General features: G+C 71.2%; 21 protein-coding genes. 9 read left to right on the top strand and 12 right to left on the bottom strand.

The genetic code is table 11. The features are described 5' to 3' along the window. Positions 1-56 precede the first annotated feature (56 nt). The gene (locus ABT254_RS30120; RefSeq protein WP_351476700.1) at positions 57-740 is read right to left on the bottom strand and encodes a chaplin family protein; all 684 of its coding nucleotides are present in this window, start codon (positions 738-740) and stop codon (positions 57-59) included. Positions 741-1,062: 322 nt separating this feature from the next. On the opposite strand from ABT254_RS30120, the gene ABT254_RS30115 reads away from it, so the two are divergent. After that, complete coding sequence (locus ABT254_RS30115) at positions 1,063-2,652, top strand: alpha/beta fold hydrolase (protein WP_351476697.1); 1,590 nt, start codon at positions 1,063-1,065, stop codon at positions 2,650-2,652. A gap of 4 nt (positions 2,653-2,656) precedes the next feature. On the opposite strand, the gene ABT254_RS30110 is transcribed toward ABT254_RS30115, so the two are convergent. Beyond that, positions 2,657-3,082 carry a MarR family winged helix-turn-helix transcriptional regulator gene (locus ABT254_RS30110; RefSeq protein WP_351476694.1) on the bottom strand — a complete coding sequence of 142 codons (426 nt, stop codon included), beginning with the start codon at positions 3,080-3,082 and terminating at the stop codon, positions 2,657-2,659. Positions 3,083-3,161: 79 nt separating this feature from the next. On the opposite strand from ABT254_RS30110, the gene ABT254_RS30105 reads away from it, so the two are divergent. The 3 genes from ABT254_RS30105 to ABT254_RS30095 all read left to right on the top strand — a co-directional run bounded on the left by ABT254_RS30105 (position 3,162) and on the right by ABT254_RS30095 (position 5,480). After that, complete coding sequence (locus tag ABT254_RS30105) at positions 3,162-3,584, top strand: PaaI family thioesterase (protein WP_351476691.1); 423 nt, start codon at positions 3,162-3,164, stop codon at positions 3,582-3,584. 81 nt (positions 3,585-3,665) lie between these two features. After that, positions 3,666-4,763, top strand: a complete 1,098-nt coding sequence (locus ABT254_RS30100) for a baeRF3 domain-containing protein (protein ID WP_351476688.1) — start codon at positions 3,666-3,668, stop codon at positions 4,761-4,763. Positions 4,764-4,871: 108 nt separating this feature from the next. Next, the gene (locus ABT254_RS30095; RefSeq protein WP_351476685.1) at positions 4,872-5,480 is read left to right on the top strand and encodes a DJ-1/PfpI family protein; all 609 of its coding nucleotides are present in this window, start codon (positions 4,872-4,874) and stop codon (positions 5,478-5,480) included. Positions 5,481-5,498: 18 nt separating this feature from the next. On the opposite strand, the gene ABT254_RS30090 is transcribed toward ABT254_RS30095, so the two are convergent. Beyond that, positions 5,499-5,912 (bottom strand): SsgA family sporulation/cell division regulator, encoded by a 414-nt coding sequence (locus tag ABT254_RS30090; RefSeq protein ID WP_351476682.1) that lies wholly within the window; start codon positions 5,910-5,912, stop codon positions 5,499-5,501. 396 nt (positions 5,913-6,308) lie between these two features. Between ABT254_RS30090 and ABT254_RS30085 the strand changes: the two genes are divergently transcribed. Next, positions 6,309-7,742 (top strand): PP2C family protein-serine/threonine phosphatase, encoded by a 1,434-nt coding sequence (locus ABT254_RS30085; RefSeq protein WP_351476679.1) that lies wholly within the window; start codon positions 6,309-6,311, stop codon positions 7,740-7,742. A gap of 50 nt (positions 7,743-7,792) precedes the next feature. Here the strand turns inward: ABT254_RS30085 and ABT254_RS30080 are convergent, their stop codons facing one another. Further along, the gene (locus ABT254_RS30080) at positions 7,793-9,283 is read right to left on the bottom strand and encodes a DNA-binding protein NsdB (RefSeq protein WP_351476676.1); all 1,491 of its coding nucleotides are present in this window, start codon (positions 9,281-9,283) and stop codon (positions 7,793-7,795) included. A 244-nt stretch (positions 9,284-9,527) separates the two neighbouring features. On the opposite strand from ABT254_RS30080, the gene ABT254_RS30075 reads away from it, so the two are divergent. Together ABT254_RS30075 and ABT254_RS30070 are read left to right on the top strand one after the other, a co-directional pair. Further along, positions 9,528-10,670, top strand: coding sequence for an aminoglycoside phosphotransferase family protein (locus tag ABT254_RS30075; RefSeq protein ID WP_351476674.1), 1,143 nt, complete (start codon positions 9,528-9,530; stop codon positions 10,668-10,670). Between the two features lie 290 nt (positions 10,671-10,960). Further along, positions 10,961-12,931 (top strand): N-acetylmuramoyl-L-alanine amidase, encoded by a 1,971-nt coding sequence (locus ABT254_RS30070; protein ID WP_351476671.1) that lies wholly within the window; start codon positions 10,961-10,963, stop codon positions 12,929-12,931. A 6-nt stretch (positions 12,932-12,937) separates the two neighbouring features. On the opposite strand, the gene ABT254_RS30065 is transcribed toward ABT254_RS30070, so the two are convergent. Together ABT254_RS30065 and ABT254_RS30060 are read right to left on the bottom strand one after the other, a co-directional pair. Next, a complete protein-coding gene (locus ABT254_RS30065) occupies positions 12,938-13,435 on the bottom strand; it encodes a hypothetical protein (RefSeq protein WP_351476669.1) in 498 nt (165 codons plus the stop codon). A gap of 148 nt (positions 13,436-13,583) precedes the next feature. Next, positions 13,584-16,466, bottom strand: coding sequence for a helix-turn-helix transcriptional regulator (locus ABT254_RS30060; protein WP_351476666.1), 2,883 nt, complete (start codon positions 16,464-16,466; stop codon positions 13,584-13,586). A gap of 265 nt (positions 16,467-16,731) precedes the next feature. Here ABT254_RS30060 and ABT254_RS30055 point away from each other — a divergent pair, with 265 nt between their 5' ends. Next, positions 16,732-17,166 carry a plastocyanin/azurin family copper-binding protein gene (locus ABT254_RS30055; protein WP_351476663.1) on the top strand — a complete coding sequence of 145 codons (435 nt, stop codon included), beginning with the start codon at positions 16,732-16,734 and terminating at the stop codon, positions 17,164-17,166. Positions 17,167-17,639: 473 nt separating this feature from the next. Here ABT254_RS30055 and ABT254_RS30050 read toward each other — a convergent pair whose 3' ends face one another. The 6 genes from ABT254_RS30050 to ABT254_RS30025 all read right to left on the bottom strand — a co-directional run bounded on the left by ABT254_RS30050 (position 17,640) and on the right by ABT254_RS30025 (position 23,158). After that, positions 17,640-18,545 carry a universal stress protein gene (locus tag ABT254_RS30050; RefSeq protein WP_351476661.1) on the bottom strand — a complete coding sequence of 302 codons (906 nt, stop codon included), beginning with the start codon at positions 18,543-18,545 and terminating at the stop codon, positions 17,640-17,642. Between the two features lie 149 nt (positions 18,546-18,694). Then, a complete protein-coding gene (locus ABT254_RS30045) occupies positions 18,695-18,937 on the bottom strand; it encodes a DUF397 domain-containing protein (protein WP_151478766.1) in 243 nt (80 codons plus the stop codon). A 93-nt stretch (positions 18,938-19,030) separates the two neighbouring features. Then, complete coding sequence (locus ABT254_RS30040) at positions 19,031-20,197, bottom strand: thiolase family protein (RefSeq protein WP_351476658.1); 1,167 nt, start codon at positions 20,195-20,197, stop codon at positions 19,031-19,033. Then, the gene (locus tag ABT254_RS30035) at positions 20,194-21,240 is read right to left on the bottom strand and encodes a thiolase family protein (RefSeq protein ID WP_351476655.1); all 1,047 of its coding nucleotides are present in this window, start codon (positions 21,238-21,240) and stop codon (positions 20,194-20,196) included. Before ABT254_RS30035 ends, ABT254_RS30040 begins: the two co-directional genes overlap by 4 nt. Next, positions 21,240-22,181, bottom strand: a complete 942-nt coding sequence (locus ABT254_RS30030; protein WP_351476652.1) for a Zn-ribbon domain-containing OB-fold protein — start codon at positions 22,179-22,181, stop codon at positions 21,240-21,242. Before ABT254_RS30030 ends, ABT254_RS30035 begins: the two co-directional genes overlap by 1 nt. Positions 22,182-22,357: 176 nt before the next feature. Next, positions 22,358-23,158 carry a crotonase/enoyl-CoA hydratase family protein gene (locus tag ABT254_RS30025; RefSeq protein ID WP_351476649.1) on the bottom strand — a complete coding sequence of 267 codons (801 nt, stop codon included), beginning with the start codon at positions 23,156-23,158 and terminating at the stop codon, positions 22,358-22,360. A 203-nt stretch (positions 23,159-23,361) separates the two neighbouring features. Between ABT254_RS30025 and ABT254_RS30020 the strand changes: the two genes are divergently transcribed. Further along, positions 23,362-24,972: an acyl-CoA synthetase gene (locus ABT254_RS30020; RefSeq protein ID WP_351476646.1), complete on the top strand. Its 1,611-nt coding sequence runs from the start codon at positions 23,362-23,364 to the stop codon at positions 24,970-24,972. Positions 24,973-25,006: the final 34 nt, after the last annotated feature.

The following is a 25,006-nucleotide window of genomic DNA, read 5'->3' as shown; positions in this document are numbered from 1 at the left end:
TCCTTGCGGATCTTGCGGGGCGCGTCACGGTGGGTTTGAGCCGTTGCCGAGCGAGCTCAGCGCCCCGGCCCCGGACGGAAGCGCCGTCGGATGGCGGCTCCGCCCAGCACCAGTGCGGCGCTGGCCAGGGCGGCGGGCAGTGTCTGGTCGGTGCCGGTGTGGGCGAGGGAGGCCGGCGCCTTGCGTGGGACGGCGTGCGGGGCGGGCGCCGAGCGCGGATGCGCCTTGGGCGGGACGGCCGCAGGCTTCGGATGAACCTTCGCCGGGACGGTCACGGGCTTCGGCTGCACCTTTGCCGGGACACTCGGCTTCGGCTCCGGCTTGCTGCACGAGCAGGCGCCGGAATCGTTCGTGGCCTCGTTGTCGGCGGCCTCGTCCTCGGCGCCGACCACGTTCGCCGTGTTCCCGTCGGCGTTCACCGGGAGGTGGACCGGGAGCTGGAGAGTGTCGCCGGATACCGCGCCCGGCGAATCCTCACCGCTGCCGTGGGCTGCGCTGCCGCCGGCCGCACGTTTGCCGGCCGCACCCTTGTTGCTGCAGCTGTTGCCCGCGGCCGGGTTCAGGACTCCCGCCACGCTCGCGGTGTTCCCGCACACGTTCGCCGGGACGTGAACCGGGAGCTGGGCGGTGTTGCCCGAGGTCACGCCGGGCGAGTCGGCGGTCGCACCGTCCGCCGCGGCTGTGGCGTACGCCGGAACCGTCAACGCCATCGCTCCCGAGGCAGCGGCGACGGCGATCACACCGTTTCGGGTAACCCTTCTCATAGGTTCCCTGCCTTCCAGACATGGCCACGGGTGCATACCCGCGCCGGAGAAGCGGGCACTTGCCCGCACCGGATAAAACGTCTGGAAACCGTCCAGGTTATGGCTTATTCACCTTTCACCCCATCGAGTGGCGTGAATGTCGCACAGACAGCAAAACCGACGTAATGCGCGGCGAAGGAGCGCAGGGTAAGGCATCCCGTAGCGTCCCGCTCGCCCGGAGGCGCGCCCTGCGGCATCCGCTTATCGTGATCGAGGGCGCCGTTCTCCCGGTCCCCGGCGGGCGCCCCGGGAGGCATTGATGCTGGCCAAGCTGTCAACGCGGCCCGCTGTCCGACGCTTCGCCGTCACCGGAGCCGTAGGCCTGGCCCTGCTCGCCGCAGGGCTGCCCACGGCCGCCTCGGACCGCACCGGGCCCGACCTGTCACGGTTCTACCGGCAGAAGATCACCTGGTCCGGGTGCAAGGGCGAGGACATGCCCAAGGACCTTCAGTGCGCCAAGGTCACCGTCCCCCTCGACTACGCAGGTCCGAAGGCCGGCACGCTCGACCTCGCCCTCGCCCGCTACCGGGCGACCGGCAAGAAGCGGGGTTCGGTACTGCTGAACTTCGGCGGCCCCGGCGCCGGGGGTGTCAGCCAACTCGCCTCCGGCGGCGACGACTTCATGAGGCTCACCAACGGCTACGACGTGGTGACCTTCGACCCGCGCGGGGTCGGCAGGTCCTCACCGGTCAGCTGCGGAGACGGCTCCGAGGAAGCCTCGGCCGCGGCCGGCGGGATCGCGCAGAGCAACGATCCGCGGGCCGTGCTGCGGCAGTTGAAGGAGGCGGCCGCCCAGTGCGCGAAGCACTCGGGTCCGGTACTCCCCCACATCGGCACGGTGAACGCCGCACGCGACCTGGACGTGATGCGAGCGGCGCTCGGCGACAAGAAGCTCAACTACCTGGGCTTCTCCTACGGAACCCGGCTCGGCGCCGTGTACGCGGCCCAGTTCCCCAAGAAGGTCGGGCGGTTGGTCCTCGACGGAGTGGACACGCTGACCGAACCGATGTCCGAGCAGGGAGTGGCGGGCGCCGAGGGACAGCAGACGGCCCTGGACGACTTCATCACCTGGTGCACCAAGGACATCGCCTGCCCCTTCGGCCAAGAACCACGAGACGCCCGTGAGCAGGTCGTGCATCTCGTCGACTCCCTCGACAAGGACCCGGTGCCGACGGACTTCGGCCAGGAATTCACGGGGCAGGACCTGGTGGGGGCGATCAGCCAGGCGCTCTACAGCAAGGACCTGTGGCCGTCGCTGGAGCGCGCGATCGCCGAGCTGGTCGAGGACGGCGACGCGCGCGGGGTGATGGGTTTCTCGTCCGGCGGGGCCGCGCTTCCCTTCCGGCAGCCGGCCGGGGGCGGCGGCCTGGTCGACGAGAACGACGTCCCGCTCGACAACCTTCCGGCGGCGCTGATGGCGATCAACTGCGCGGACGATCCCGATCGCCCGGGCGCAGACCGGATCGTCGAGGACCTCGGCCGGTTGCGCGCCGAGTACGAACAGGCCTCCCCGGTCTTCGGCCGCTACCGTCTCACCGAGCTGCTGATGTGCTACGGCCGCCCCAAGGGCACCGACTTCATCCGCGACCGGGTGCGCGACGTCCACACCCCGAAGATGCTGCTCGTCGGCACCCGCGGCGATCCGGCGACGCCGTACCGCTGGACCGTGGAGACGGCGAAACGGCTGGGCTCCTCGGCCGTGGTGCTCGACAACAAGGGCGAGGGCCACACCGGTTACGCGTCCTCCAAGTGCGTCCAGGGCAAGGTCGACGACTTCCTGCTCTACGGCACCCTGCCGCCGACCGGCAGCTCGTGCGGCCCTGAGGACGACGAGACCCCGGCCACTTGAGGTGTCAGCTCTGCCAGGAGGCGAGCTGCTGCAGCGCCCCCGCCGTCCGTACGAACCCGTCGTCCCCGAGCAGCGCCCGCAGCTGCGCGTTCAGGCGGTCGACCTCCGGTTGTGCGGCGCGCAGGGCGGCGGCGCCCGCCTCGGTCAACTCCAGCCTCACGGCCCGGTGTTCACGCAGATGCTGCTGCTTGAGCAGGAGACCCGCAGCGGTGAGCCGTCCGACGAGGGCGGTGACGGCGGATTCCCGCAGGCCGAGGATGCGGGCCAGCTCCTGCTGGGTGAGCCCGGGCCGGTCCTGCACGGCGAACAGCGCGCCGAGCTGGGCCGTGGTGACGCCCGCGGCGGCCAGGCAGCGGCGGTCGACCGTCGTGCGCAACTGGTGCGCCGCCCGCTGCAGCAGGAAGTAAAGACGCTGATCAGGCTCGGACATGGGCCGATCTTGACAGACGGGACCGGCCCGCGCCACCCTCACTTCACTAGTGAAGTGAACTGAAGGAGTGAGCAGGACGATGGATCTGGACCTGGCCCGCGAGATCCTCGCCCAGCAGCCCTTCAGCAGGCTCCTGGGCGCCCGGGTGACGGAGTTCGGGAAGGGCGAGGCCACCCTGGAGCTGGACATCCGCGAGGAGCTGCTCCAGCAGTACGGCTTCGTGCACGGCGGGGTGCTCTCCTACGCGGCCGACAACACGCTGACGCTCGCCGCGGGCACAGTTGCGGGGGCGGGGCTGATCACGTCCGGGTTCACCATCGACTACCTGCGCCCCGCCACCGGCGAGGTCCTGCGCGCGCACGGCCGGGTGGTGCGGGCCGGCCGCACCCGGGTCGTCACCCGCTGCGACCTGATCACGATCGACGCCGCCGGGGAGCAGACCCTGTGCGCCGTGGCGCAGGGCAACATCGCGGTGATCGAGCCGAACGGCGAGCAGCGGTAGACCGGGAGCCGGAATTGCCCTGATTGCCCAGTACGGCTGCCCCTAATGCCCTTTGGGGGAAACGGCCCTATGGTGCTTGGTATGGAGCACGACCTGAGTCCCTCAACCCTCTCCGAGCTCCGGCGCCCGCGCGCCTATCCGGCCGTGTCGGTGCTGACGCCCACACACCGCCGGGAGCCCGAAAACGCCCAGGATCCGGTCCGGCTGCGCAATGTGGTGGCCGAGGCCAAGAAGCAGTTGGAGTCCGACCCCGCGGTGACCCGCGAACGGCGCTCCGACGTGGTCCGTCAGCTCGACCAGGCCCTTCGGGAGGTGGACCTGACGCATGCCGAGGACGGCCTGGTGATCTTCGCCGCTCCGGGGGAGCACCAGGTGTGGTCGCTCGCCCGCTCGGTGCCGGAGCGTGTGGTGCTCTCGGACACCTTCCTGACCCGCAACCTCGTCTCCGCCCAAGCAGCCGAACGGCCGTTCTGGGTGCTGTCGGTCTCCTCCGACCGGGTCACCCTGTGGAGCGGCGGCACCGACCGCGTCACGGAGGACCGAACCGGCGGATTCCCCATGACCAGGCGCCCGGTGAACTTCGACGCCGAACGGCAGGAACGCATCGGCGACATGCCGAGCACCTTCCGCGACGAGGACACCCGCCACTTCCTGCGGGAGGCCGACGCCGCGATGGGCATGGTCCTGCGCGAGCAGCCGCGGCCGCTGTACGTCACGGGCGAGCAGGCGGCCCTGTCCGCCATGGACGAGGTGGGCAGCGTCACCAAGGAGGCGGTGCACGTGCCGCACGGTGGTCTCGCGCACGGCACTCCCGACGCCGTGTGGCAGGCGGTACGGCCGCAGGTCGCCGCCGAGGCACGAAAAAGCACCGAGGCCGTGGCCCGGGAGCTCGAAGCGGCCCGTGGCCGCAAGGCGTTCGCCGCCGGTGTCGACGAGGTCTGGCAGAGCGCCCGCGAGGGCCGCGTACGGCTGCTCGCGGTCGAGGAGAACTACCGCGTGACGGTGCGCGACGTCCTCGGCGGCCATCTGATCCCGGCCGAGAGCGGCGACCTCGACTCCCGCGAGGACATCGTGGACGAGATCGTCGAGCAGTGCCTGGAGACGGGCGCGGACGTCCGCTTCGTTCCGGACGGGATGCTGGGCGACGCCCATGGGATCGCGGGAATCCTGCGCTACTGAACCCCACCCGCCTCCGGGCGGGCCACCGCTCGCCGATTGGCCCGCGACCCGGGCACGGCACCACTGGGAGACTGCGATCTCCTGGTGCCGTGCCTCGAGGAGATGTTCATGCAGGTCGCCGTGGTCACCTTTGACGGATTCAACGAACTGGACAGCTTCATCGCCTCCGCGCTGATCAACCGGTGCCGGAAGGACGGCCTGGAGGCCTTCATCACGACGCCCGAGCCGGTGGTCGCCTCCATGAACGGCGTCGAGGTGACCGGGCAGCGTCCCATGGAGTTCGTGACCGAAGCCGACGTCGTGCTGATCGGCAGCGGGGTGAAGACGCGGGACGTGGTCGCCGACGACCGGCTGATCTCCCGGCTGCCGCTCGACCCCGCACGGCAGTTGATCGGTGCGCAGTGTTCGGGCGCCCTGGTGCTCGCCCGGCTCGGGCTGCTTCGTTCCATGCCCGCCTGCACGGACAGGACGAGCCGGCCCTTCGTCGAAGCCTGCGGCGTCACCGTGCTGGACGCGCCGTTCCATGCCGCAGGGAACATCGCCACGGCGGGCGGCTGTCTGGCCTCGCAGTATCTCGCCACCTGGGTCATCACCCGCACGCTCGGCGAGGACGCCGCACGCGACGTCCTCGACTACGTGGCCCCGGTGGGCGAGAACGAGCAGACCGTCGAGCGCGCCCTGCGTGCCGTCCGCGCGGGCGAGGCCGCCCTGCACTGACGCTCCGCGCACCGGCCCTCAGACATTGCCGAACAGCGAGCTCAGCCCCTCCTCGACGGCCGCGCCGATGTCCTCCTGCCCGGCCGCCACCACGGCATAGGTGCGCAAAAGGAACCGGCGCAGGGCCGCGGTCTCGAACTGGAGCAGGGCCAGGCCGCGGGGAGAGTGCAGCTCCATCACGGTACGGGCCTGTCCGCACGGCCAGATGTGCACGTCGCCGTGCCCGGCGGGACGGCGCAGTCCCTCTTCCAGCAGGGCGCGGCCGAAGCTCCAGGTCACTCCGGTGCCGTCCAGGGAGACCTCGGGCGGGAAGTCGAGGTGCACGGCCAGCGGGTCCGTGGCGGCATAGCGCAGCATGGCGGGAACCGGGAGCTCCCGCTCGTCGGCGGTGATCAGACGGCCGCGGGCGGGCTGCTCGAGGGTGAGGTCCATGGTCCGTCTCCACTGCGGTCGGAGGTCGGCCGGATTTCCGGTGTGCTTGTACGACCCCGCAGGAGCCGGTTGCATTACGCGGAAGCGCTTACGATTTTGTGTGACCTGCATCACGCGGCGAGGACTAGAACAAAGAGGCGTCGAACGCGCGACTGAACGCGCATCGGAAATTCACAACAACCCTTCAAATCGCGTACGCTGCCTACGACTTGACCGGCCTGCGACGTACGCCATTCGCACCACACGACCGCTCCGTGAAGACTGTGGCATATGCCAGAAGCACCACCGTATCGTGTGTTGCCAAATCCCTTACAGGGCGTCGCGGGCTGTGCAACAGTCGTAACGGTCCTTCAAGCCGCCTGCCCCGGTCGTACCGTCCCCGCATCGGAGTGCGCCATGCCGTCCCACCTCTCTGCGGATCACCCAGCCGCCCAGCCGCCAGGACGCGGCTCGGTCGAGGCGCTGATATCGCAGACGCGGCGACTCAAGGGCGGCGTGGACGCCGTACGGCGGGACGCCCGCGGCGACGGTTCGGACCCGCAGGAGCGGTGGCAGCGCGCGCTGTGCGATCTGGCACTGCACCAACTCAGCGACCTCGACACCCACTTGGGGCAGCTCCGGGACGGCCCGCCGCCCGTGCCCCCGGCCACGGACGCGGCACACCTCGCCCGGGCCGTGCCCTCCGCTCCCCCGCGCGACTCGCTGCTCAGCCGGGTCGGCAGCGCCGAGTGGAACCTGCTGACGGACGAGGCGACCTGGTCCGGCGAGCTCTACCAGATCCTGGGCCGCGACCCCGCCGGCCCCGCACTCACCCTCGACGAACTGCCCTCCCTGGTACTGGACGAGGACCGCGCCAAGCTGACGGCGATGGTCACGGACTGCCTCGTCGACGCCAAGCCCATCGACGGCGAGTTCCGCATCGTGCGCCCGGACGACGAGGTGCGCACGGTGCACATGATGGGCGAGCCCGTGCTCGACACTGACGGCAGCACCGCCTCGATGTGGGCCGTACTGCGGGACGTCAGCGAACTGCGCCGCAGCCAGAAGGTGGTGAGCGAGACCCGTGACTCGCTGCAGCGCCACCAGCACCGCGCGCAGACCGAGCACCGGCTCGCGGTCGAGCTGCAGGAAGCCGTGCTGCCGCCATGGCGTGGCTCCCTGCGGCTCCCGCAGCAACGGCCCGAGACACTGGACCTGGCGGCACACCATCTGCCGTCCTCGACCAGCGCAGTGATCGGCGGCGACTGGTACGACGCGCTGGAACTTCCCGACGGCCAGACCCTGCTCGGCGTCGGCGACCTCACCGGACACGGCATGGCCGTCGCCTCGGGCATGGCGACGCTGCTGGGCGCCGTGCGCGGCATGGCGATGGCCGGCACCGAACCCGGGCAACTGATGGCCTGGCTGAACCAGTTACTCGACGCCACCGTGCAACCCGCCCTCGGCACCGCCGTCTGCTGCCGCTACCGCCCCGAGACCCGCACGCTGACCTGGGCACAGGCAGCACACCCCGCCCCGCTGCTGTTCCGCAACGGGACGGGGCGCAGGCTGCACGCGCCGAACGGCGTCCTGCTCGGTGCGACCTCGAAGGCCTCCTACCAGCAGGCGGAAGAGACCCTCGAGCCGGGCGATCTGCTCCTGCTGCACACCGACGGGCTGATGCCCGGGCGCGGGAGTACCGACACCGTGACCGCGGACCAACTCCTCGACCTGGCCCCCCGCTTGGCCGAGGCAGAGACCGCGCAGGACTGCGTACGGATGGTCGTGGAGGAATACGGCGAGGCCGACCGCGAGAACGACGCGTGCCTGCTCGCCGCCAAGGTGAGGTGAACCGCCCGGGTGCCCCGCTGAGATGAAGCAGCGACAGCTGCACAGGCCCCCTATGCCCGTGCGCTGTTGCCGCCCTTCGCCGTCCTGGGCAACGCGAGTTTGATCTCCTCCCGCAGCTCGTGGATCTTCGGGTAGCTGGAGTACTCCGCGGTGAGCCGGTACATCTGGCGCAGCCGGTCCCAGGTGCGGTGGGAGGAGTTGGATCCCATCGACATCAGGGCGAGGCGGGCATAGCGGTCGGCCTGTTCGGGGTCGTCGGCGATGAAGCAGGCTGAGGCCATGGACAGGAAGTCGAAGATCTTCGACCGCTGCCGTCCGTCGACCCTGAGGGCCAGTGCCTTCTCCGCATAGTGCTGGGCGTGCACGGCCGCTCCCGGTTCGTGCTCGGCCAGGGTGCGGTAGGCCAGGGCCTGCATGCCGTACAGGTCCTCCTCCTTGAACATCTGCATCCAGCTCGGCGGCGGCACATCGCCCCGGTCGGAGACGAAGAGGTCCTCCGCACGGCCGAGGGTGCGGCGCATCGCCTGGCCCTTGCCCATGGAGGCCTGAGCCCAGGCCTCGATGGTGTAGAGCATCGCCCGGGTGCGCGGCAGCACCTCGTCGCCGGAGCCGGACTGGGCGAGCTTCATCAGGTCCAGTGCGTCGTCGGGCCGGCCCAGGTGCACCATCTGGCGCGCCGCACGGGACAGTGCCTCTCCGGCGCGGGGCCGGTCGCCGCCCTCTCTCGCGGCATGCGCGGCGATGACGAAGTACTTCTGGGCCGTGGGTTCCAGGCCGACGTCGTGCGACATCCAGCCCGCGAGGACGGCGAGATTGGCGGCGACGCCCCACAGGCGTCGCTGGAGATGATCGGGATGACGGTAGGCGAGCATGCCGCCCACCTCGTTGAGCTGGCCCACGACTGCCTTGCGCTGCAGCCCGCCGCCGCGGGCGGCGTCCCAGGCCCGGAACACCTCGACCGAGCGCTCCAGTTCCTCGATCTCCTGCGACCCGATGGGAGCGGCCTCGTAGCGGTCGAACCCGGCGGGGTCGGCGTGCAGGGGATTGTCGAAGTCGGGAGCGTCGGCGGAGAGGGTGGGATCGGTGTGCAGCCAGTCGTGCATGGCGCTGCTGAGTGCGGATCCTGCGGTGAGCGCGACACCCGCGCCCACCAAGCCGCGTCGGTTGAGCATGAGGTCCATTCCCGTGAATTCGGTGAGGACCGCCGCGGTCCGCTCGGGCGCCCACGGCACACCGTCGGGATGTTCCACACTCCCGGCGTCCTGCCGTTTCCCCGCACGCCCGTGCCGGACCAGACCGAGGTCCTCGATGGTCACGACACGGCCGAGACGCTCGGTGAACAGAGCCGCCAGCACCCGCGGCACCGGATCGCGCGGGATCTCTCCCATGTCGATCCAACGCCGAACCCGGGAGGTGTCGGTCGACAGCTGGGGGTGGCCCATGGCCGCCGCCTGCCGGTTGACCAGCCTCGCGAGTTCACCCTTGGACCAGCCGGCCAGGCCGAACAGGTCCGCCAGGCGGGTGTTGGGTTGTCCGCTCACGTCAAGCCCCCAGGTTCTCGGCTGAGTTGACAGTAGCCCGGTGCAAGTTGCCGGGCGACTATTCGCCAGGGTTCGCCAGGGTTCGCCAGATGGTGTGCCACTGGGCATCGGGTGTCAGGTAGGAAAGCGCCACCCCGACCCGGTCGCCTCTTGAAACAAGGGACGCATTCCCCAGGGTGCACCCGAGGTGCCGGGCCGGGTAGCGCAATGTCGTCGCAGGCACACGAAGGGATCTGTTTCGCCCATGTACGCAGCATCGTCCTCCGTGTCCGCCCCGCCCCGGTCGCTGCATTCCCGCCCGGCGGGCAGCGGCCCCTACCTCGATCCCGGCGCGCGTCCGGCGGCCCCCGTGCTCGGCGCGGGCAGGCCGCGGCGCCCCGCCGGGCTCGGCACCCAACCGCTCAGCGGGAGACTCGACTTGTCCGGCCCCCAGGGCGCCCAGTTGCGGACGGCGATCGCGTCGGTGCACCGGATCTGTCCCGAGTTCGCTCCGGTGCAGGTGCTGCGCCGCAGCGGCCGGTCCGTGCTCCTGGTCGGTACCACCGGGCGCAGCACGGCCGTCGCCAAGTGTTTACTTGACCACTCCCCAGCCTGGGCCGAGCGGATCCGCCATGAAATAGCGGCATACCGCTCGTTCGTCCGGCACCGCCCGCCGGTGCGGGTGCCGAGACTGATCGCGGCGGACCCGGACAACTGCACACTGGTCATCGAGCGGATGCCGGGGCGGGTCGCGGCACTGCAGCGGCACCCGGCAGAGGCCCCGCCGCGCGCCGACATCAGGGCGGCCCTCGGCGCGATCTGCCGGCTGAACGCCTGGCGGCCGCCGGCGGGCACCTTCGACGCCCCGCTCGACTACGCGGCCCGTATCTCCCGCTACCACGAGCTGGGGCTGCTCACCGACCGCGACATGGGCGACCTGCAGAAGCTGCTGCACGGCATCGCGCACTCGGCGGGCCGGCAGGGCATGGGCCAGTTCTGCCACGGCGACGCACTGCTCTCGAACATCCTGCTCTCACCGGCCGGTCCAGTGCTGGTGGACTGGGAGCACGCGGGCTGGTACCTGCCGGGCTACGACCTGGCCACGCTGTGGTCGGTGCTCGGCGACGCGCCGGTGGCGCGCCGCCAGATCAGCCAGATCGCGCAGTCGGCGGGCCCGGCCTCGCGGGATGCGTTCCTGGTGAACCTGATGCTCGTACTGACGCGCGAGATCCGTACCTACGAAACAGCCGTGCAGCGTTCGATGCACGACACGACCCCGGCGGCACCGGGAGTGGCCCACCCGGGTGCTGCGCCGTCCGGCGAGGAACAGCGGCTGCTGCTGAGGCGGCTGCACGACGACTGCCAGCTGGCCCGACGGGCCGTACGCGCGGCGGTCGGCACTCGCTGACGGGGACGAAGGTCCGCGGTGCGCCCAGGACAACGGCGTACCGCGGACCTTCGTATGTGCGGACCTGTGCGGAAGACCTTTCCGAAGGGTCTTCGCCAGCGGCCATTGGTGTACTCCACTGACGCCCCGCAGGCCCGCACACCGCCGCGGGGAAACTCCTCCACCCTCGTGTTGACATGGGAAATCTCCTGCCTCTGGGCATGATTGACGGATCGTCGGCCAGCGGGTACCACTGACCCACCGCTCGGCCCTGCACGCCCCGCCACGCTCGTTCGTCCCAGGAGGCTGCATTGAGAGGATCTGCCACCGACCTCACGTCCGCGCCCGGCCACAGACGCGCCCGCAGAACCGCCGGCGCCCTCGCCACCGCGACCCTGCTGCTGCCGCTGCTCGGCGCGGCCCCGTCCGACGCCCGGCCCGCCGAGGACCGGCTCCAGCAGGCGTTCGCCGCCGCCTCCGCCGAGTACCACGTGCCGCAGAGCGTGCTGCTGGGCGTGTCGTATCTGCAGTCCCGGTGGGACGCGCACGGGGGCGCGCCGAGCGTGTCCGGCGGTTACGGCCCGATGCACCTCACCGATGCCCATACCGCGATCGCCCGCACCGCGCGCCACAGCGACGGCACGGGGGACGCGCGCGGGGACACGGCCCGCGCCGCCCTGCACCCGGACACCAAGGTGCCAGAGAACTCCGAACTCCCGCCCCGGCTCAAGACATTGCCGAAGGCGGCCGGCCTGACCGGGCTGAGCGCCGAGCGGCTGCGCACGGACCCGGCCGCCAATGTGGCGGGCGGTGCCGCGCTGCTGGCCGCCGAGCAGAAGGAGCTGGGAGAGCCGCTCAGCGCGGACCCGGCGCAGTGGTACGGGGCGGTGGCCCGTTTCTCGGGCGCGGACGACACCTCGACGGCGGCGGCCTACGCCAACGACGTGTACGAGGTGATGCGCACCGGCGAGCAGCGCACGACGGACGCCGGACAGTACGTCGTCCTGACCGCCCAGCCGGACCTCGCCCCCGACACCGCGCCACTGCGGAAGTCCGGCCTGCGCACCCTTTCCGCGGGCGGCACGGAATGCCCGAAGTCGGTGTCCTGCCAGTGGATCCCGGCGCCGTACGAGGAGTTCGGGGACAACGACTACGGCAACCACGACCTGGGCGACCGCCCCGCCTCGCAGAGCATCAGATACATCGTCATCCATGACACCGAAGGCACCTGGGACGGGGTCCTGAAGCTGGTCCAGGACCCCACCTATGTGTCGTGGAACTACACCCTGCGTTCCACGGACGGCCTCATCGCCCAGCACGTCAAGGCCAAGGACGTGGCCTGGCACGCGGGCAACTGGTACATCAACGCCAAGTCGGTAGGCCTGGAGCACGAGGGTTTCCTCGCCGCGCCCGACGCCTGGTACACGGAGGCGATGTACCGCGCCTCGGCGCGCCTGGTGCGGTATCTGGCCGCGAAGTACCGCATCCCGCTGAACCGGCAGCACATCCTCGGCCACGACAATGTGCCGGGCCCCACGACGTCGACCATCCCGGGCATGCACACCGACCCCGGCCCGTTCTGGGACTGGCGGCACTACTTCGAGCTGCTGGGCCACCCCTTCCGGAAGACCGCAGGCAAGAGCGGCGGGCTGGTGACGATCCGGCCCGACTACGCGGCCAACCGGCCTGAGTACACGGGCTGCGTCACCAAGGACGAACCCTGCGCGGCGCACGGCTCCAGCGAGGTGCGGCTGTACTCCGATCACGACGAGCACTCCGCCCTGGTCAAGGACGTGGGTCTGCACAAGAACGCCGACTCGACGATCGACGTCAATGACGTGGGCTCCCGGGCGTCCACCGGCCAGCAGTTCGCGGTGGCGGGCCACTACCGGGACTGGACGGCGATCTGGTACCTGGGCCAGAAGGCATGGTTCAAGAACCCCAAGAAGCACCGGACCGCGGTGGACGCGTCGGGTTACGTGGTCACCCCGAAGCCGGGTCCGGACAGCGTGCCGGTCTACGGGCGGGCCTACCCGGAGGCCTCGGCCTACCCGGCCGAGGTGCCCGCGCAGGCGGTGTCGCCGCTGCCGTACACACTGCCGAAGGGGCAGAAGTACGTGGTCGGCGACAAGGTGCCGGGCGAGTACTACTACGCGGTCACCTTCACCACCGACTCGCACCGGGTGGTGGTCGGCAAGGACCTGTACTACGAGATCCAGTTCGGACACCGGGTGGCGTTCGTACGCGCCGCGGACGTGAAGGTGGTGCGGTCCCGCCGGTAGCCGGTGTCAGCCCTGCTGGAACAGTTCCGCCGGGAGCGGCTTCAGCAGGGCGTACAGGTCGTCGGTGATGGGGCGGTCCCAGGCGGCGATGGTCACCAGGACGTTGTCACTGCGGTCGAACTGCACACAGGAGATGCGGCTCTCGGAGAGCTTGAGGCGGCGCACGATCAGGAGGTTGTCGCCCTGCATGACCGGCATGTCCTCGACGCCGACGACGCTCACCTCCTCCTCGTTCTCCAGTGCGATCAGCAGCTGGGCCACCTCGAAGGGGATCTCGTCCTCGGCGGTCTCGCGGGCCGGGGAGCCCTCGGGCAGATTGCCGATGATCATCGCGGGGCCGCGGCCGCCGAACAGGTCGTAGCGCAGGAAGACGCCCTGGCAGGTGCCGTCGGGGGCGGGCAGCAGGCCGGCGCCCAGATTGCCGGGCCAGTCGCCCGGGTCCATGGCCAGTACGTCGAAGTCGGGCCCGGCGGGGGTGGCGCTGCGGCGGCGGAGGAACGACATGTCGCCAATGGTACGTGGTGCCGTTCGGCGATGGGCGGGAGGTCGCGGGGCGGAAGGTCGTTGTTCGGCTGCGGGTCGCGGGGGCTGGTCGCCCCACGCGGCGGAGCCGCAAATCGATACAGCCCCGCGCCCCCGGGGAGGTGTGACTTCAGGTCGGCTTCAATGCGCCCGCCAATCCGGTGATCTCCGTACCCATCTTTCGGTAGACCGCGGACAGCAGGCGCACGACCGTCGGCTCGTCCAGGTGCAGTTCCTGTGCGATCTCCGGCTCGGTGCAACCCTGAGCTGCCAGGTTCGCGACGACCCGCTCCCGGGAGGTCAGAGTGTCCGTCTCGGTGCCGTGGAGGCGGCGGGGGCGCAGGCCCGCTGCGGCCAGTTCGTCGCGGGCTGTTTCGGCGAGGCCGTCGGCGCTGCACTGGATGGCGGCGTCGAGGCCTCGGTAGAGGTGTTCGGCGGCGTCCCGGGGGCGGCCGGTGCGGCGCAGTTCGGTGCCCAGGGCCACGAGGGCGCAGGCGAGTTCGTAGGCCGCCGGGGAGCGTTCCAGATGGGCGACGGACTCCTCCAGGTATTTGACGCGGGCCGAGCCCGAGGAGACCTCGGCGGCCGTCCGCAGGGCCTGGCCGATGGCGGACGGGGTGCCGAACTGTCGGGCGCGGGCGAGCGCTTCGAGGGAGGTGGCGACGGCCCTTTCGGGCGTGTCGTGGCTCTCGGCACGGGCGAGGTGGAGCTGCCAGGGGCACCAGGCGGGGTTGCGCATGCCGCGCGGTTCCAGACGGCGGCCGGCGGCGGCCAGCTCCTCGGCCGCTTCCTTGGTGCGGCCGCGGGCGAGCAGGAGTTCGCCGTGCACGGTCTGGGCGTCGGGGAAGACGACGGCGGCCGGGAAGGGGGCCTCGAAGGAGTAGTCCTCGGCGACCTGCGCGGCCTCGGTGATGCGGCCGCGGGCGAGGAGGACCTCGATGAGGATGCCCACGGCGTACCAGTGGGCGGGGGTGCCGGGGCCGACCCGCTCGGCGAGCCTCAGGCCCGCCATGACGAAGTCCTGGGCCTCGGAGAGCCGGCCGCGGCGGTAGCGGACGTAGGCGAGGAGTGTGTAGGCGAAGGAGAGGTGGGCGCCGCGCCAGCCCTGGCGCTCGAAGTCGGCGATCCCGGTCGCGAACAGCTCTTCGGTCCGCCCGGGCCGGTCGGCGTACATGAAGGCGAGCGCGACCAGGACGGGCACCTCGAAACCGCGGTCGGGTTCGGCCCAGCCGAGGCCGCCGGCCAGGGCGCGCTCGGCGTGGCGGAGGGCGACGTGGGCGGGTTCGCCGCGCAGGACGGCGTCCCAGGTGCGCAGGCCGATGATGTAGCGCTCGGTGAGGTCGCGGCCGCTGAGGCGGTCGGCGAGCCTGGTCAGACGGCGGGAGCGGGAGGGGTGGTCGGGTTCGTCGGCGCGGAAGGCGTCCCACATGAACTGTTCGGCGGTCATGCGCAGCTTGACGCGGGCGTCGTCGGTGGTGCGGATCTCGCGGGCGAGGGTGTCGGAGGCTTCGGCGAGGCGGTCGCTGTGGGCGAGGACCTGGGAGAGCCGGTAGACGATGTGCTGGCGCAGATGGGCGTCGGCGATGGGTTCCTCGAGGGCGGCGCGCAGGTGGTTGACGGTGGTGGCGGGTTCGGTGAGCAGGGAGGCCGAGCCCAGTTCGTACAGCACGACGGCGCGCTCCTCGTAGGGCGGGGGTTCCCGCAGGGCACGGGCGAGGTAGCTGCGGGCGGCGTCGGGGGCGCCTGCGCGGAGGGTCTCCTCGGCTGCGGCGCGCAGTTGCTGGACGACCCAGTTGTCGCCGTCGGGGTGGGTCTCCAGGAGGTGACGGGCGGCGGCGGAGGGTCCCTGTCCCTCATTGATCACGCACCAGGCGGCCTGGCCGTGCAGGGCGACGCGGACGCCGGGCGGGATGGCCCGGTAGACGGCGGTGGCGATGAGGGGGTGGACGAACTCCAGGGTCTCGGCGCCGGTGAGGATGCGGGCGCCGCGCAGGGCGTCGGCGGCGTCGGCGGCCTCCTCGTGGCCGAGTCCCGCGACGGCGGCGGCGAGCAGCGGATGGATCTCGGTGCCGAGGACGGCGCAGGCCCAGGCGAAGCGCACGGTGGAGGTGCCCAGGCGTTCGAGGCGGGCGACGAGGCCGCTGCCCTTGACGGCGGCGGCGAGGTCTCGCAGCAGATGGGCGCCGTTCTCGGTCGGGGCGAGGCCGCGGTCGCGCACCTTGGCGACGAGCTCCACCGTCTCGAACGGGTTGCCGGCGGTGACGGCCCAGCACTCACGGCAGAACGCGTCGTCGGCGTGCGAGCCGAGCGTCTCCCGTACGAGGCGGGCGACGGCGGCGGCGCTCAGCGGCTCCAGGTCGAGGGGGCGGCCGCCCGCGCGCCCTGGTAATCCCTTGAACGACTCGGCGTGGTCGGGGAGTTCGTCGGGCCGGTAGGCGACGACGACCAGCAGCGGCAGCTGTTCGGCGCGGGGTGCGAACGCGGCGAGCCAGCGCAGGGATTCGGGGTCGGCCCAGTGGGCGTCGTCGAGGACGAGGACCATCGGGGCGCGCAGCACGGCGAGATGGGTGAGCACCCAGTCGAGGCCGTCGCGCAGGCCCTGCTGGTCGGGCGGGGCGCCGTCGGTGGGGGCGCACAGGCCGAGGGCGGGGCCGACGATGTCGTACCAACTGCCCAGCGAGGCCCGCAGATCGGTCTCCGCGGACCCCGCCAGTTGGGGCTGCAGCAGCTGGCGGGCGACATGGAAGGCGACACGCTGTTCCTGGTCGCCGCCGCGGGCGGACAGCACGGTGCAGCCCCGGGCGGCGGCGCGCCGGCGGACCTCGGCGAGGAGGGTGGTCTTGCCGATGCCGGCACGCCCGGCGAAGGCGAGGAGTGCGCCGCGGGGGCGGTCGGACGGCTCGGCGCCGTCCTTGCGCAGCCCGGTGAGCTCTCCCAACGCCTCGTCCACTGCGGCGAGTTCACTCTCGCGCTCGAAGATGGTGCGGCTGCTCCGCACGCTGCGCTGCCCCATGACATACCCCCTGCCACGGTGGTGCGCCCGCGCGGGGAGCGAGCGCGCACCGTGACCTACAGGCACCTCAGCGTACGCCTCGCGGGGGTCGCGCGACCCGGTCTGTGGATTACTGGCCGAACCGCTTCCGGAGCTGATTTCCCCGCGGTGGAGTCTGCCCTGAACACCGGGGCACATCCGTCCGTATCCCCCATAGAGGGTCTCCCCGTGGCAGACGAGGACAAGCCCGACAGGTGGCGGGCAGACCCGGAAGGGGATGAGCCACATGGCACTCACGGCACGCAAAGCCCGTACGAGGGGTACGGCACTCGGGGTCACGGCGTCGGCCTTCGCCGCCGTCCTCGTTCTGGCCGCCTGCTCCAGCGGGGGCGGTGGAGGCGGCGGAGGCGGTTCGGCCTCCTCCGGAGCGAGCAAGGCCTCGGGGACCCGGGTGACGGTCACCGAGACCGAGTACGGGCTGAAGCTGTCCCGGTCGTCGTTCACACCGGGCACCTACACCTTCGTCGCCGACAACAAGGGCAAGATCACGCATGCTCTGTCCATCGACGGCCCCGGCGTGGAGGACGCCAAGACAAAGAACATCCAAGGCGGCCAGGAGGCGAACGTGACGGTCACCCTCAAGAAGGGTTCGTACGATTTGTACTGTCCGGTCCCTGGCCACAAGCAGCTCGGGATGAACACGCACATCCAGGTCGGCTGAGCCGTCGCGTTCCTTGGACGGTCTTGTGCCGGTCGTGGTGGCGGGCGACGCGTGCACGGTTCCGCAGGAGCGCCCGCACCACTCCTGGCGCGGGTGCCCCTTGAGGAAGTAGCGCACGCAGCGCGGCGCGGGGCAGGCGCGCAGCCGCTGCCGGTCGGGGCGGGTGAGGAAGGTGATCGCGGCCTGCGCGAGGGTCGCGGTGAGCTCGTGCGCGCCGTCGGGCCGCCTTTCTGTGGACGGCGGGTCCGGCGCTCGCGGGCCAGTGCAGCACGGGACGGTCGGGGTGCGGGCGGCCGCGGCGTCGAGGCGTGTGACGGCTTCGGCTACGGGCAGCAAGCCGGCCGCATGCCGACGCTCACGGCAGCCGCCTCAAGGGGCGCGGGGTACTGGGCGGCAAGCCCCCACCTACCTGCACCGCACCCGCGCACCGCCGGCGGCCAAGTGCCACTGCGGTACCAACCCGGTACCGGCCCTCACTCCTCCCCCATGACCGGCGGCACCACCGCCACCGGGGCCGCCGCGTGCAGCAGGACCGCCTGGGTGACCGAGCCCATCATGCGGGCGGGCGCCAGCAGACGGCGGCGGTGGCGGCCCACGACGACCAGGCCGGCGTCCTTGGAGGCAGCGACCAGCTGACCGGCCGCGTCGCCCGGCATCGCGTAGGTGTCGACGGGGACGTCGGGGTGCCTTGAGCGGTGCGGGGTGAGGAAGCCCTCGGCGAGGGTCCAGGTCTCGTTCTCGACGGCGTTCTGGTCGACCAGCGGCGGCACGAGTTCGCCGGGGACGGTCCAGGGCTGCACGGGCCACATGTAGGCGGCGACCACATGGAGGCGGGCGCCGCGCAGCCCGGCCTCGGTGAAGGCGAAGGCCAGGGTCGCCTCGTCGGGGCTGTCCACCTGCAGGCCGACGACCACGCGCGGGCCGGGCTCGACCGGTACGTCGCCGTGCACCTCGCGGCCGGGACGGGGCACCACCACTACGGGGCACTCGGCGTCCCGGGCGGCGGCCATGCCGTTGGAGCCGAGCAGCAGACTGGCGAAGCCGCCGCGCCCTCGGGAGCCGAGCACCAACAGCTGGGCGCCGGTGCCCAGTTCGGGCAGGAGGGCGCCGGGCGCCCCCTCCAGGCCGTGGTACTCCACGGCCGGCAGGTCGGCCCGCCCCTTGAGATATGTGCGCACCTGGTCGAGCACCGGGTCGTCGCCCGGCTCCGGCGGCCCGGCGGCAAGGATGTCGGGCTGGGCCCAGGCGGCGTACTGCCGCACATGGACCACCCGCAGCGGCACCCCGCGTCTGCGGGCGTCGTCGAGGGCCCAGTCCAGGGCGCGCAGGCTGTCGTCCGAACCGTCGACCGCCGCGATGACCGGCAGGGTGCTGCTCATGGTTCCTCATCTCCGGGAGACGGCCTTCCCTTCCCGGGGCCAGCCTCGCTCAGGCTTCGGCCCGGGAAGGGCGCTCAAGGTCGCGTGTCCGCAAAGACGGGTGGAACACCCCCGGATCGGCCCGTCGGCTCAGCCGCGGGGCCGCCGGGTCAGGTCAGGTCGAACTCTCCTTCCCGCGCCCCCGACACGAACGCGCCCCATTCCGCGGGCGTGAAGATCAGGGAAGGGCTTTCCGGGCGGCCGCTGTTGCGCATCGCGATGAATCCCTCGACAAAAGCGATCTGGACATCCCCCAGGCCACGGCTGCTCGAGTGCCAATCGGCGTTGCTGAGGTCCAGCTCAGGCTTGTCCCAGCCCGCAAGCGGGTGCTGCTGGATGGTGCTCTCGGCCACGTCCGTGCTCCTCCCGATTCGTCGTCCGCGGCCAGCCTAGCGATCGGTTTCTGTTGCCAACAGGCCACGTGAGGGGGACCTTTCCGGAGTCTTTCACGACGCCGGGGGTTCGCTCCCCACGAGCCACATCGAGAAGAACTGCGATCCGCCCCCGTAGGCGTGTCCGAGGACCCGACGGGCCCCTTCCACCTGGTGTTCTCCGGCCTGCCCGCGTACCTGGAGCGCCGCCTCGGCAAAGCGGATCATGCCGGAGGCGCCGATGGGGTTGGTCGACAGGACGCCGCCCGACATGTTGACGGGCAGGTCCCCGTCCAGTTCGGTCACCCCGGCCTCGGTGAGCTTCCAGCCCTCGCCCTCCTCGGCGAAGCCGAGGTTCTCCAGCCACATGGGCTCGTACCAGGAGAACGGCACGTACATCTCGACGGCGTCGATGTCGCGGCGCGGGTCGGCGATCCCCGCCTGCCGGTACACGTCGGCGGCGCAGTCCTTGCCGGCCTGCGGCGACACGGCGTCCTTGCCGGCGAAGAGGGTGGGCTCGCTGCGCATGGCGCCGCCGAGCATCCACGCGGGCGGGCGGGGCGCGCGGGCGGCGCCGGCCCGGTCCGTCAGCACCATGGCGCAGGCGCCGTCGGAGGACGGGCAGGTCTCGGAGTAGCGGATCGGGTCCCACAGCATCGGCGAGGCCTGGACCTTCTCCAGGGTGATGTCGTGCTCGTGGAGGTGGGCGTAGGGGTTCTTCAGGGCGTTGCGCCGGTCCTTGTAGGCCACCAGCGAGCCGACCGTGTCGGGCGCTCCGGTGCGCCGCATGTACGCGCGCACATGCGGGGCGAAGAAGCCGCCGGCCCCGGCGAGCAGTGGCTGCTGGAAGGGGATCGGCAGGGACAGGCCCCACATGGCGTTGGACTCGGACTGCTTCTCGAAGGCCAGCGTCAGCACGGTGCCGTGGACGCGAGCCGCGACCAGGTTGGCGGCGACGAGCGCAGTCGAGCCGCCGACGGATCCGGCGGTGTGCACCCGCAGCATCGGTTTGCCCACCGCGCCGAGCGCGTCGGCGAGGTAGAGCTCGGGCATCATCACGCCCTCGAAGAAGTCGGGGGCCTTGCCGATGACGACGGCGTCGATGTCGGCCCAGGTCAACTCGGCGTCGTCGAGGGCACGTCGGGCCGCCTCTCGCACGAGTCCCGCGATCGACACGTCCCGCCTCGCCGCCACGTGCTTGGTCTGGCCGATGCCTACGACGGCCACGGGCTCCTTGCTCATCGCGCATCCCCTTCGAGTACGGCGACCAGGTTCTGTTGCAGACAGGGCCCGGAGGTGGCGTGGGCGAGCGCCCGGTCGGACTCGCCCCGGTGGATGCCGGCGGCGGCCTCACCGATGCGGATGAGCCCGGCGGCCATGATCGGGTTGGCGGCGAGGGCCCCGCCGGACGGGTTGACCCGCACGTCGTCGCCGAGCCGCAGTGCCTTGCGCAGCACGACCTCCTGCGAGGTGAAGGGTGCGTGCAACTCGGCGGTGTCGACGGGCCGTTCGAAGGCGCCGGCCTTCTCGGCGGCCAGCCGGGTGGAGGGCGAGTCGGTCAGGTCGCGGACACCGAGGCCGTGGGCTTCGATGCGGTGGTCGATACCGCGGATCCAGGCGGGCCGTTCGCACAGTTCCCTGGCCCGCTCCCCCGCCGCGAGGATCACGGCGGCCGCGCCGTCGCCGATGGGCGGGCAGTCACCGGTACGCAGGGGCCGTACGAGGTAGTCCCCTTGCGGCACCGAACCCCGCAGCTGGGCATGGGAGTTGGCGGCGGCGTCCGCACGGCTGCGGGCGGCGACGGCGGCGAGCGCGGGTTCGTCGGTGTCGCCGGCGTCGATCAAGGCCTGCGCCTGAAGAGCGGCCAGAGCGACGGAGTCGGGCCACAGGGGGGCCACGTAGTACGGGTCGAGCTGCCGGGTCAGGACGTCGCGCACGGAGCCGGGTGAGGACTTGCCGTACGAGTACACGAGGGCGGTGTCGGCGTCCCCGGTGAGGAGTTTCGTCCACGCCTCGTACAGGGCCCAGGCGCCGTCCATCTCCACGTGCGACTCGGAGATCGGCGGCCAGGCGCCGACGCCGTCGAGGGCGAGGGTGAAGGAGAACGCGCGCCCGGCCAGGTAGTCGCTGGAGCCGGAGCAGGTGAAGCCGATGTCGGCGGTCTTCAGACCTGTCTGGTCGAGGACCTCGTGCAGCACCGGCATGAGCATCTCCACCTCGGAGAGCTCCTCGCTGGTGCGGCGGTGGTCGGTCTGGGCGAAGGCCACCAGTGCTACGTCACGCATCACAGCAGCTCCTTGTACGTCTCGTAGTCCGCGTCGGGCTCGCCGGTGGGCCGGTAGTGGTCGGGGTAGCGGGCCCCTTCGGTCCACACCGGTTCGACGCGCAGGCCCATGCGCACCTGGTCGTAGGGGATGCCGCCGATCCGGCCGTGCAGCGCGAGGCCGGCGCCGTCGAGGGCGATGTGGGCGTAGACGTACGGGACTTCGATGTCCAGGTTCTTCGCCTTGATGTTGACGATGCAGAAGGTGGTGACCGTGCCGCGCGGCCCCACCTCGACCTGTTCCGACGTGGCGACGCCGCAGGTGGGGCAGGCGCCCCTGGGCGGCACGTAGACCTTGCGGCAGGAGGGGCAGCGTTCGCCGACGGTCCGCCGCTCGGAGAGGGCGTTGATGTAGGCGGTCTGCGCGCGGCCGGGCGAGTAGGTGTAGTCGAGGCGGGCGTGGGCGACGATGCCGCTGATCGCGTCCTCGAACTCGCCGGTGTGCCCGGTGGTCGGGGCGGGTCCGCCGTCGTACGGCTCGAAGCAGGCGATGTCGGTGATGGCGCCTTCGCGCGCTTCGGCCCAGCGGACGCGGACACGCATGCCGGTGCGCACGGCGTCCGGTCCGGGGACGTCGAGGGCGTGCAGCAGGGCCGTGTCGGCTCCGTCGAGGCGGACCAGGACCCAGGCGAAGGGGGTGTCGAGGGGCTGTCCGCGGCGGGGTTCGTGGTTCCAGGCCCAGGTGGTGACCGTGCCGGTGGGGGCGACCTCGACCAGGTCGCGGATCTCCTCGGCGGTGACGGGGTCGTACTCGACGGGCGGCACGAGGACACGGCCGTCACCGGTCCTGACCCCGAGGACGACCCGCTCGCGCAGACCGGTCAGAAAGGCGCTCTGGACAGGCCCGAGGGATCGGGTGAAGGGGAATTCGACGGCGAGGGGAGCCTTGAGGACTTCGGTCACCGGGCCTACCTCCTTGAGAGAACGACGGTCAGGACGCGCCCCTTCAGGGGCGCGGGGCTGTGACATGTGCGGCTCCGCCGCGATGGGGGTCCCCCCGCTCGAGCGAAGTCGAGAGTGGGGGAGCGACCAGCCACATCCGGTCCGCAGTCTCCAAACCGGCCTGAGCCGGCGCAGCACTACGCGCGCCTGTAGACGGGCGGCCGTTTCTCCGCAAAGGCACGCGCCCCCTCCTTGGCATCGGCCGTGTCGAAGACCGGCCACCCCCGCTTGAGTTCGGAGGCGAGCCCGTCCGTCTCGGTCATCTCGGCGGTCTCGTAGACGGACGCCTTGACGGCCTCCACGGCGAGTGGCCCGCAGGCGTTGATCTGTTCGGCGATCTCCAGGGCCTTGGCGAGGGCGGTGCCGTCGGGCACGACATGGCCGATCAGGCCGATGCCGGCGGCCTCCCGGGCGGTGTAGGGGCGCCCGGTGAGCAGCATCTCCAGGGCGTGGGTGCGCGGGATCTGGCGCTGCAGGCGCACCGTCGAGCCGCCGATGGGGAACAGTCCGCGCCTGACCTCGAAGAGCCCGAACGTCGCAGACTCGCCCGCGACGCGGATGTCGGTGCCCTGGAGGATCTCCGTGCCGCCCGCCACGCAGTAGCCCTCGACGGCGGCGATCACCGGTTTGCGGGGGTGGTGGTGGCGCAGCATCGCCTTCCAGTGCAGGTCCGGGTCGGCCTTGAGGCGGTCCCGGTGGTGCTCGCCCTCCATGCCCTGGCCGGCGAGGGCCTTGAGGTCCATGCCGGCGCAGAACGCGCCGCCCGCACCGGTCAGCACGATCGAGCGGACGGCGTCGTCCTCGTCGGCCTCGATCCAGCCGTCGTACAGACCGACGAGCATGGACAGCGAGAGCGCGTTCTTGGCGTCCGGCCTGTTGAGCGTGAGCACCAGTGTGGCGCCTTCGCGCTGCACGGTGAGGTGTTCGGTCCCGCCCATCACCCATCTCCCCTCTCAAAGAACGAGAACAGGTTGCAGTAGGCGGGGAGTCACTTCAAGGGTTTTCTGACACGCAGTCAGATTTCTTCGCGCGGACCCTTCACAGTTGTCGCCCGCTTTGCTCTGATGACCGGCGAACCGACGGATGCGCCTTTCTTCGTCATGACTGTTGGTCGTCATGGCTGCCGGGGTCAGGAGGAGCGGTGGAGTACAACCTTGCCGACCTGTTCGAGTCGGTCGTCGACGTGGTGCCGGAGCGCGAGGCCCTGGTGTACATCGACCACCCGGGCACGGGCGCGGAGCGGCGCCTGACGTACGAGGAGCTGGACGAGGCGGCGAACCGTATCGGCCACCATCTGATCGACGCCGGGATCCGCCCCGGCGAACACCTCGGGCTGCACCTCTACAACGGCATCGAGTATCTGCAGACGGTCTTCGGCTGCCTGAAGGCGCGCATCGTCCCGGTCAACGTCAACTACCGTTACGTAGAGGACGAGTTGGTGTACCTGTACCGGGACGCCGATCTGGTGGCGCTGGTCTTCGACGCGGAGTTCGACGAGCGGGTGGCGGCGGCGCTGCCGCAGTGCCCGAAGCTGCGGCATCTGGTCCGGGTGGGCGGGGCGCAGGACGGGGTCTCCGCCGTGTCGTTCGCCCAGGCCGAGGCGGCCGGGTCGCCCGAGCGCGGCTTTCCGGCGCGCTCGGGCGACGACCAGTTCATCATCTACACCGGCGGCACCACCGGGATGCCCAAGGGTGTGATGTGGCGTCAGGAGGACCTGTTCTTCTCGGGTCTGGGCGGGGGCGCGCCCACCGGTGAGCCTGTCAGGAAGCCGCAGGAGCTCGCCGAGCGGGTCGCGGCCGGCGGCTTTGGGATCACCTTCTTCCCCACTCCCCCGCTGATGCACGGCACCTCCACCCTCACCTCGTTGATCGGCTTCAACTTCGGGCAACGCGTCGTGATCCATCGCAAGTTCGTGCCCGAGGAAGTGCTGCGGACCATCGAGAAGGAGAGGGTCACCAGCATCTCCCTGGTCGGCGACGCGATGCTGCGGCCGCTGATCGACGCCCTGGCCGGGCCGATGAAGGGCACGGACTGCTCGTCGGTGTTCAGCGTGTCCTCGTCCGGCGCGGTGCTCTCCGAGACGGTGCGCCGGCAGTTCCAGGAGCTGCTGCCGAACGCGATGCTGCTCAACAACTACGGCTCCTCCGAGTCCGGCTTCAACGGCACGGCGACCGCTGACTCCGGGGCCGGGCAGTCCTTCCGTATCCGCGTCAACTCCCGTACCCAGGTGGTCGATCCGGCCACCCACGAGCCGGTCGCGGTGGGCGAGGTGGGCCGGGTCGCACAGTGCGGCCACGTCCCGCTCGGCTACTACAACGACCCGAAGAAAACCGCCGAGACCTTCTTCGAGAAGGACGGCGAGCGGTGGGTGCTGCTCGGTGACATGGGGACGGTGGACGAGCAGGGCGTGGTCACGGTCCTGGGACGTGGCTCGCAGTGCATCAACACCGGGGGCGAGAAGGTGTACCCCGAGGAGGTCGAACAGGCCCTGAAGTCCCATCCCGACGTGTACGACGCGCTGGTGGCCGGGGTGCCGGACGCGAAGTGGGGCAATCACGTGGCGGCGGTGGTGCAACTGCGCGAGGGCGCGCCACGGCCTTCGCTGGAGGACGTGCAGTCCTACTGCCGTACCCATCTCGCCGGCTACAAGATCCCGCGGCAGCTGGTGATCACCGAGACGATACGGCGGTCGCCCAGCGGCAAGGCCGACTACCGGTGGGCCCGGGAGGTCGCGGTCGCGGCGGACCGCTAGACGGAAGGCCGGGGCCCCCTGTGGGCCGGGCGGG

It is taken from the genome of Streptomyces sp. NPDC001137, assembly GCF_040298885.1.
Lineage (GTDB): Bacteria > Actinomycetota > Actinomycetes > Streptomycetales > Streptomycetaceae > Streptomyces.
Note: the sequence above shows the minus strand (reverse complement) of the source record. Positions and strands in the feature narration are given on the sequence as shown.

Coding starts and splice junctions, on each gene's coding strand:
- ABT254_RS30100 (WP_351476688.1), top strand. CDS start 3,666: ATGGAGCACGACCTGAGTCCCTCAACCCTCTCCGAGCTCCGGCGCCCG.
- ABT254_RS30090 (WP_351476682.1), bottom strand. CDS start 5,912: ATGGACCTCACCCTCGAGCAGCCCGCCCGCGGCCGTCTGATCACCGCC.
- ABT254_RS30040 (WP_351476658.1), bottom strand. CDS start 20,197: ATGAGCAAGGAGCCCGTGGCCGTCGTAGGCATCGGCCAGACCAAGCAC.
- ABT254_RS30095 (WP_351476685.1), top strand. CDS start 4,872: ATGCAGGTCGCCGTGGTCACCTTTGACGGATTCAACGAACTGGACAGC.
- ABT254_RS30035 (WP_351476655.1), bottom strand. CDS start 21,240: ATGCGTGACGTAGCACTGGTGGCCTTCGCCCAGACCGACCACCGCCGC.
- ABT254_RS30075 (WP_351476674.1), top strand. CDS start 9,528: ATGTACGCAGCATCGTCCTCCGTGTCCGCCCCGCCCCGGTCGCTGCAT.
- ABT254_RS30055 (WP_351476663.1), top strand. CDS start 16,732: ATGGCACTCACGGCACGCAAAGCCCGTACGAGGGGTACGGCACTCGGG.
- ABT254_RS30065 (WP_351476669.1), bottom strand. CDS start 13,435: ATGTCGTTCCTCCGCCGCCGCAGCGCCACCCCCGCCGGGCCCGACTTC.
- ABT254_RS30085 (WP_351476679.1), top strand. CDS start 6,309: ATGCCGTCCCACCTCTCTGCGGATCACCCAGCCGCCCAGCCGCCAGGA.
- ABT254_RS30025 (WP_351476649.1), bottom strand. CDS start 23,158: ATGGGCGGGACCGAACACCTCACCGTGCAGCGCGAAGGCGCCACACTG.
- ABT254_RS30115 (WP_351476697.1), top strand. CDS start 1,063: ATGCTGGCCAAGCTGTCAACGCGGCCCGCTGTCCGACGCTTCGCCGTC.
- ABT254_RS30060 (WP_351476666.1), bottom strand. CDS start 16,466: ATGGGGCAGCGCAGCGTGCGGAGCAGCCGCACCATCTTCGAGCGCGAG.
- ABT254_RS30110 (WP_351476694.1), bottom strand. CDS start 3,082: ATGTCCGAGCCTGATCAGCGTCTTTACTTCCTGCTGCAGCGGGCGGCG.
- ABT254_RS30050 (WP_351476661.1), bottom strand. CDS start 18,545: ATGAGCAGCACCCTGCCGGTCATCGCGGCGGTCGACGGTTCGGACGAC.
- ABT254_RS30105 (WP_351476691.1), top strand. CDS start 3,162: ATGGATCTGGACCTGGCCCGCGAGATCCTCGCCCAGCAGCCCTTCAGC.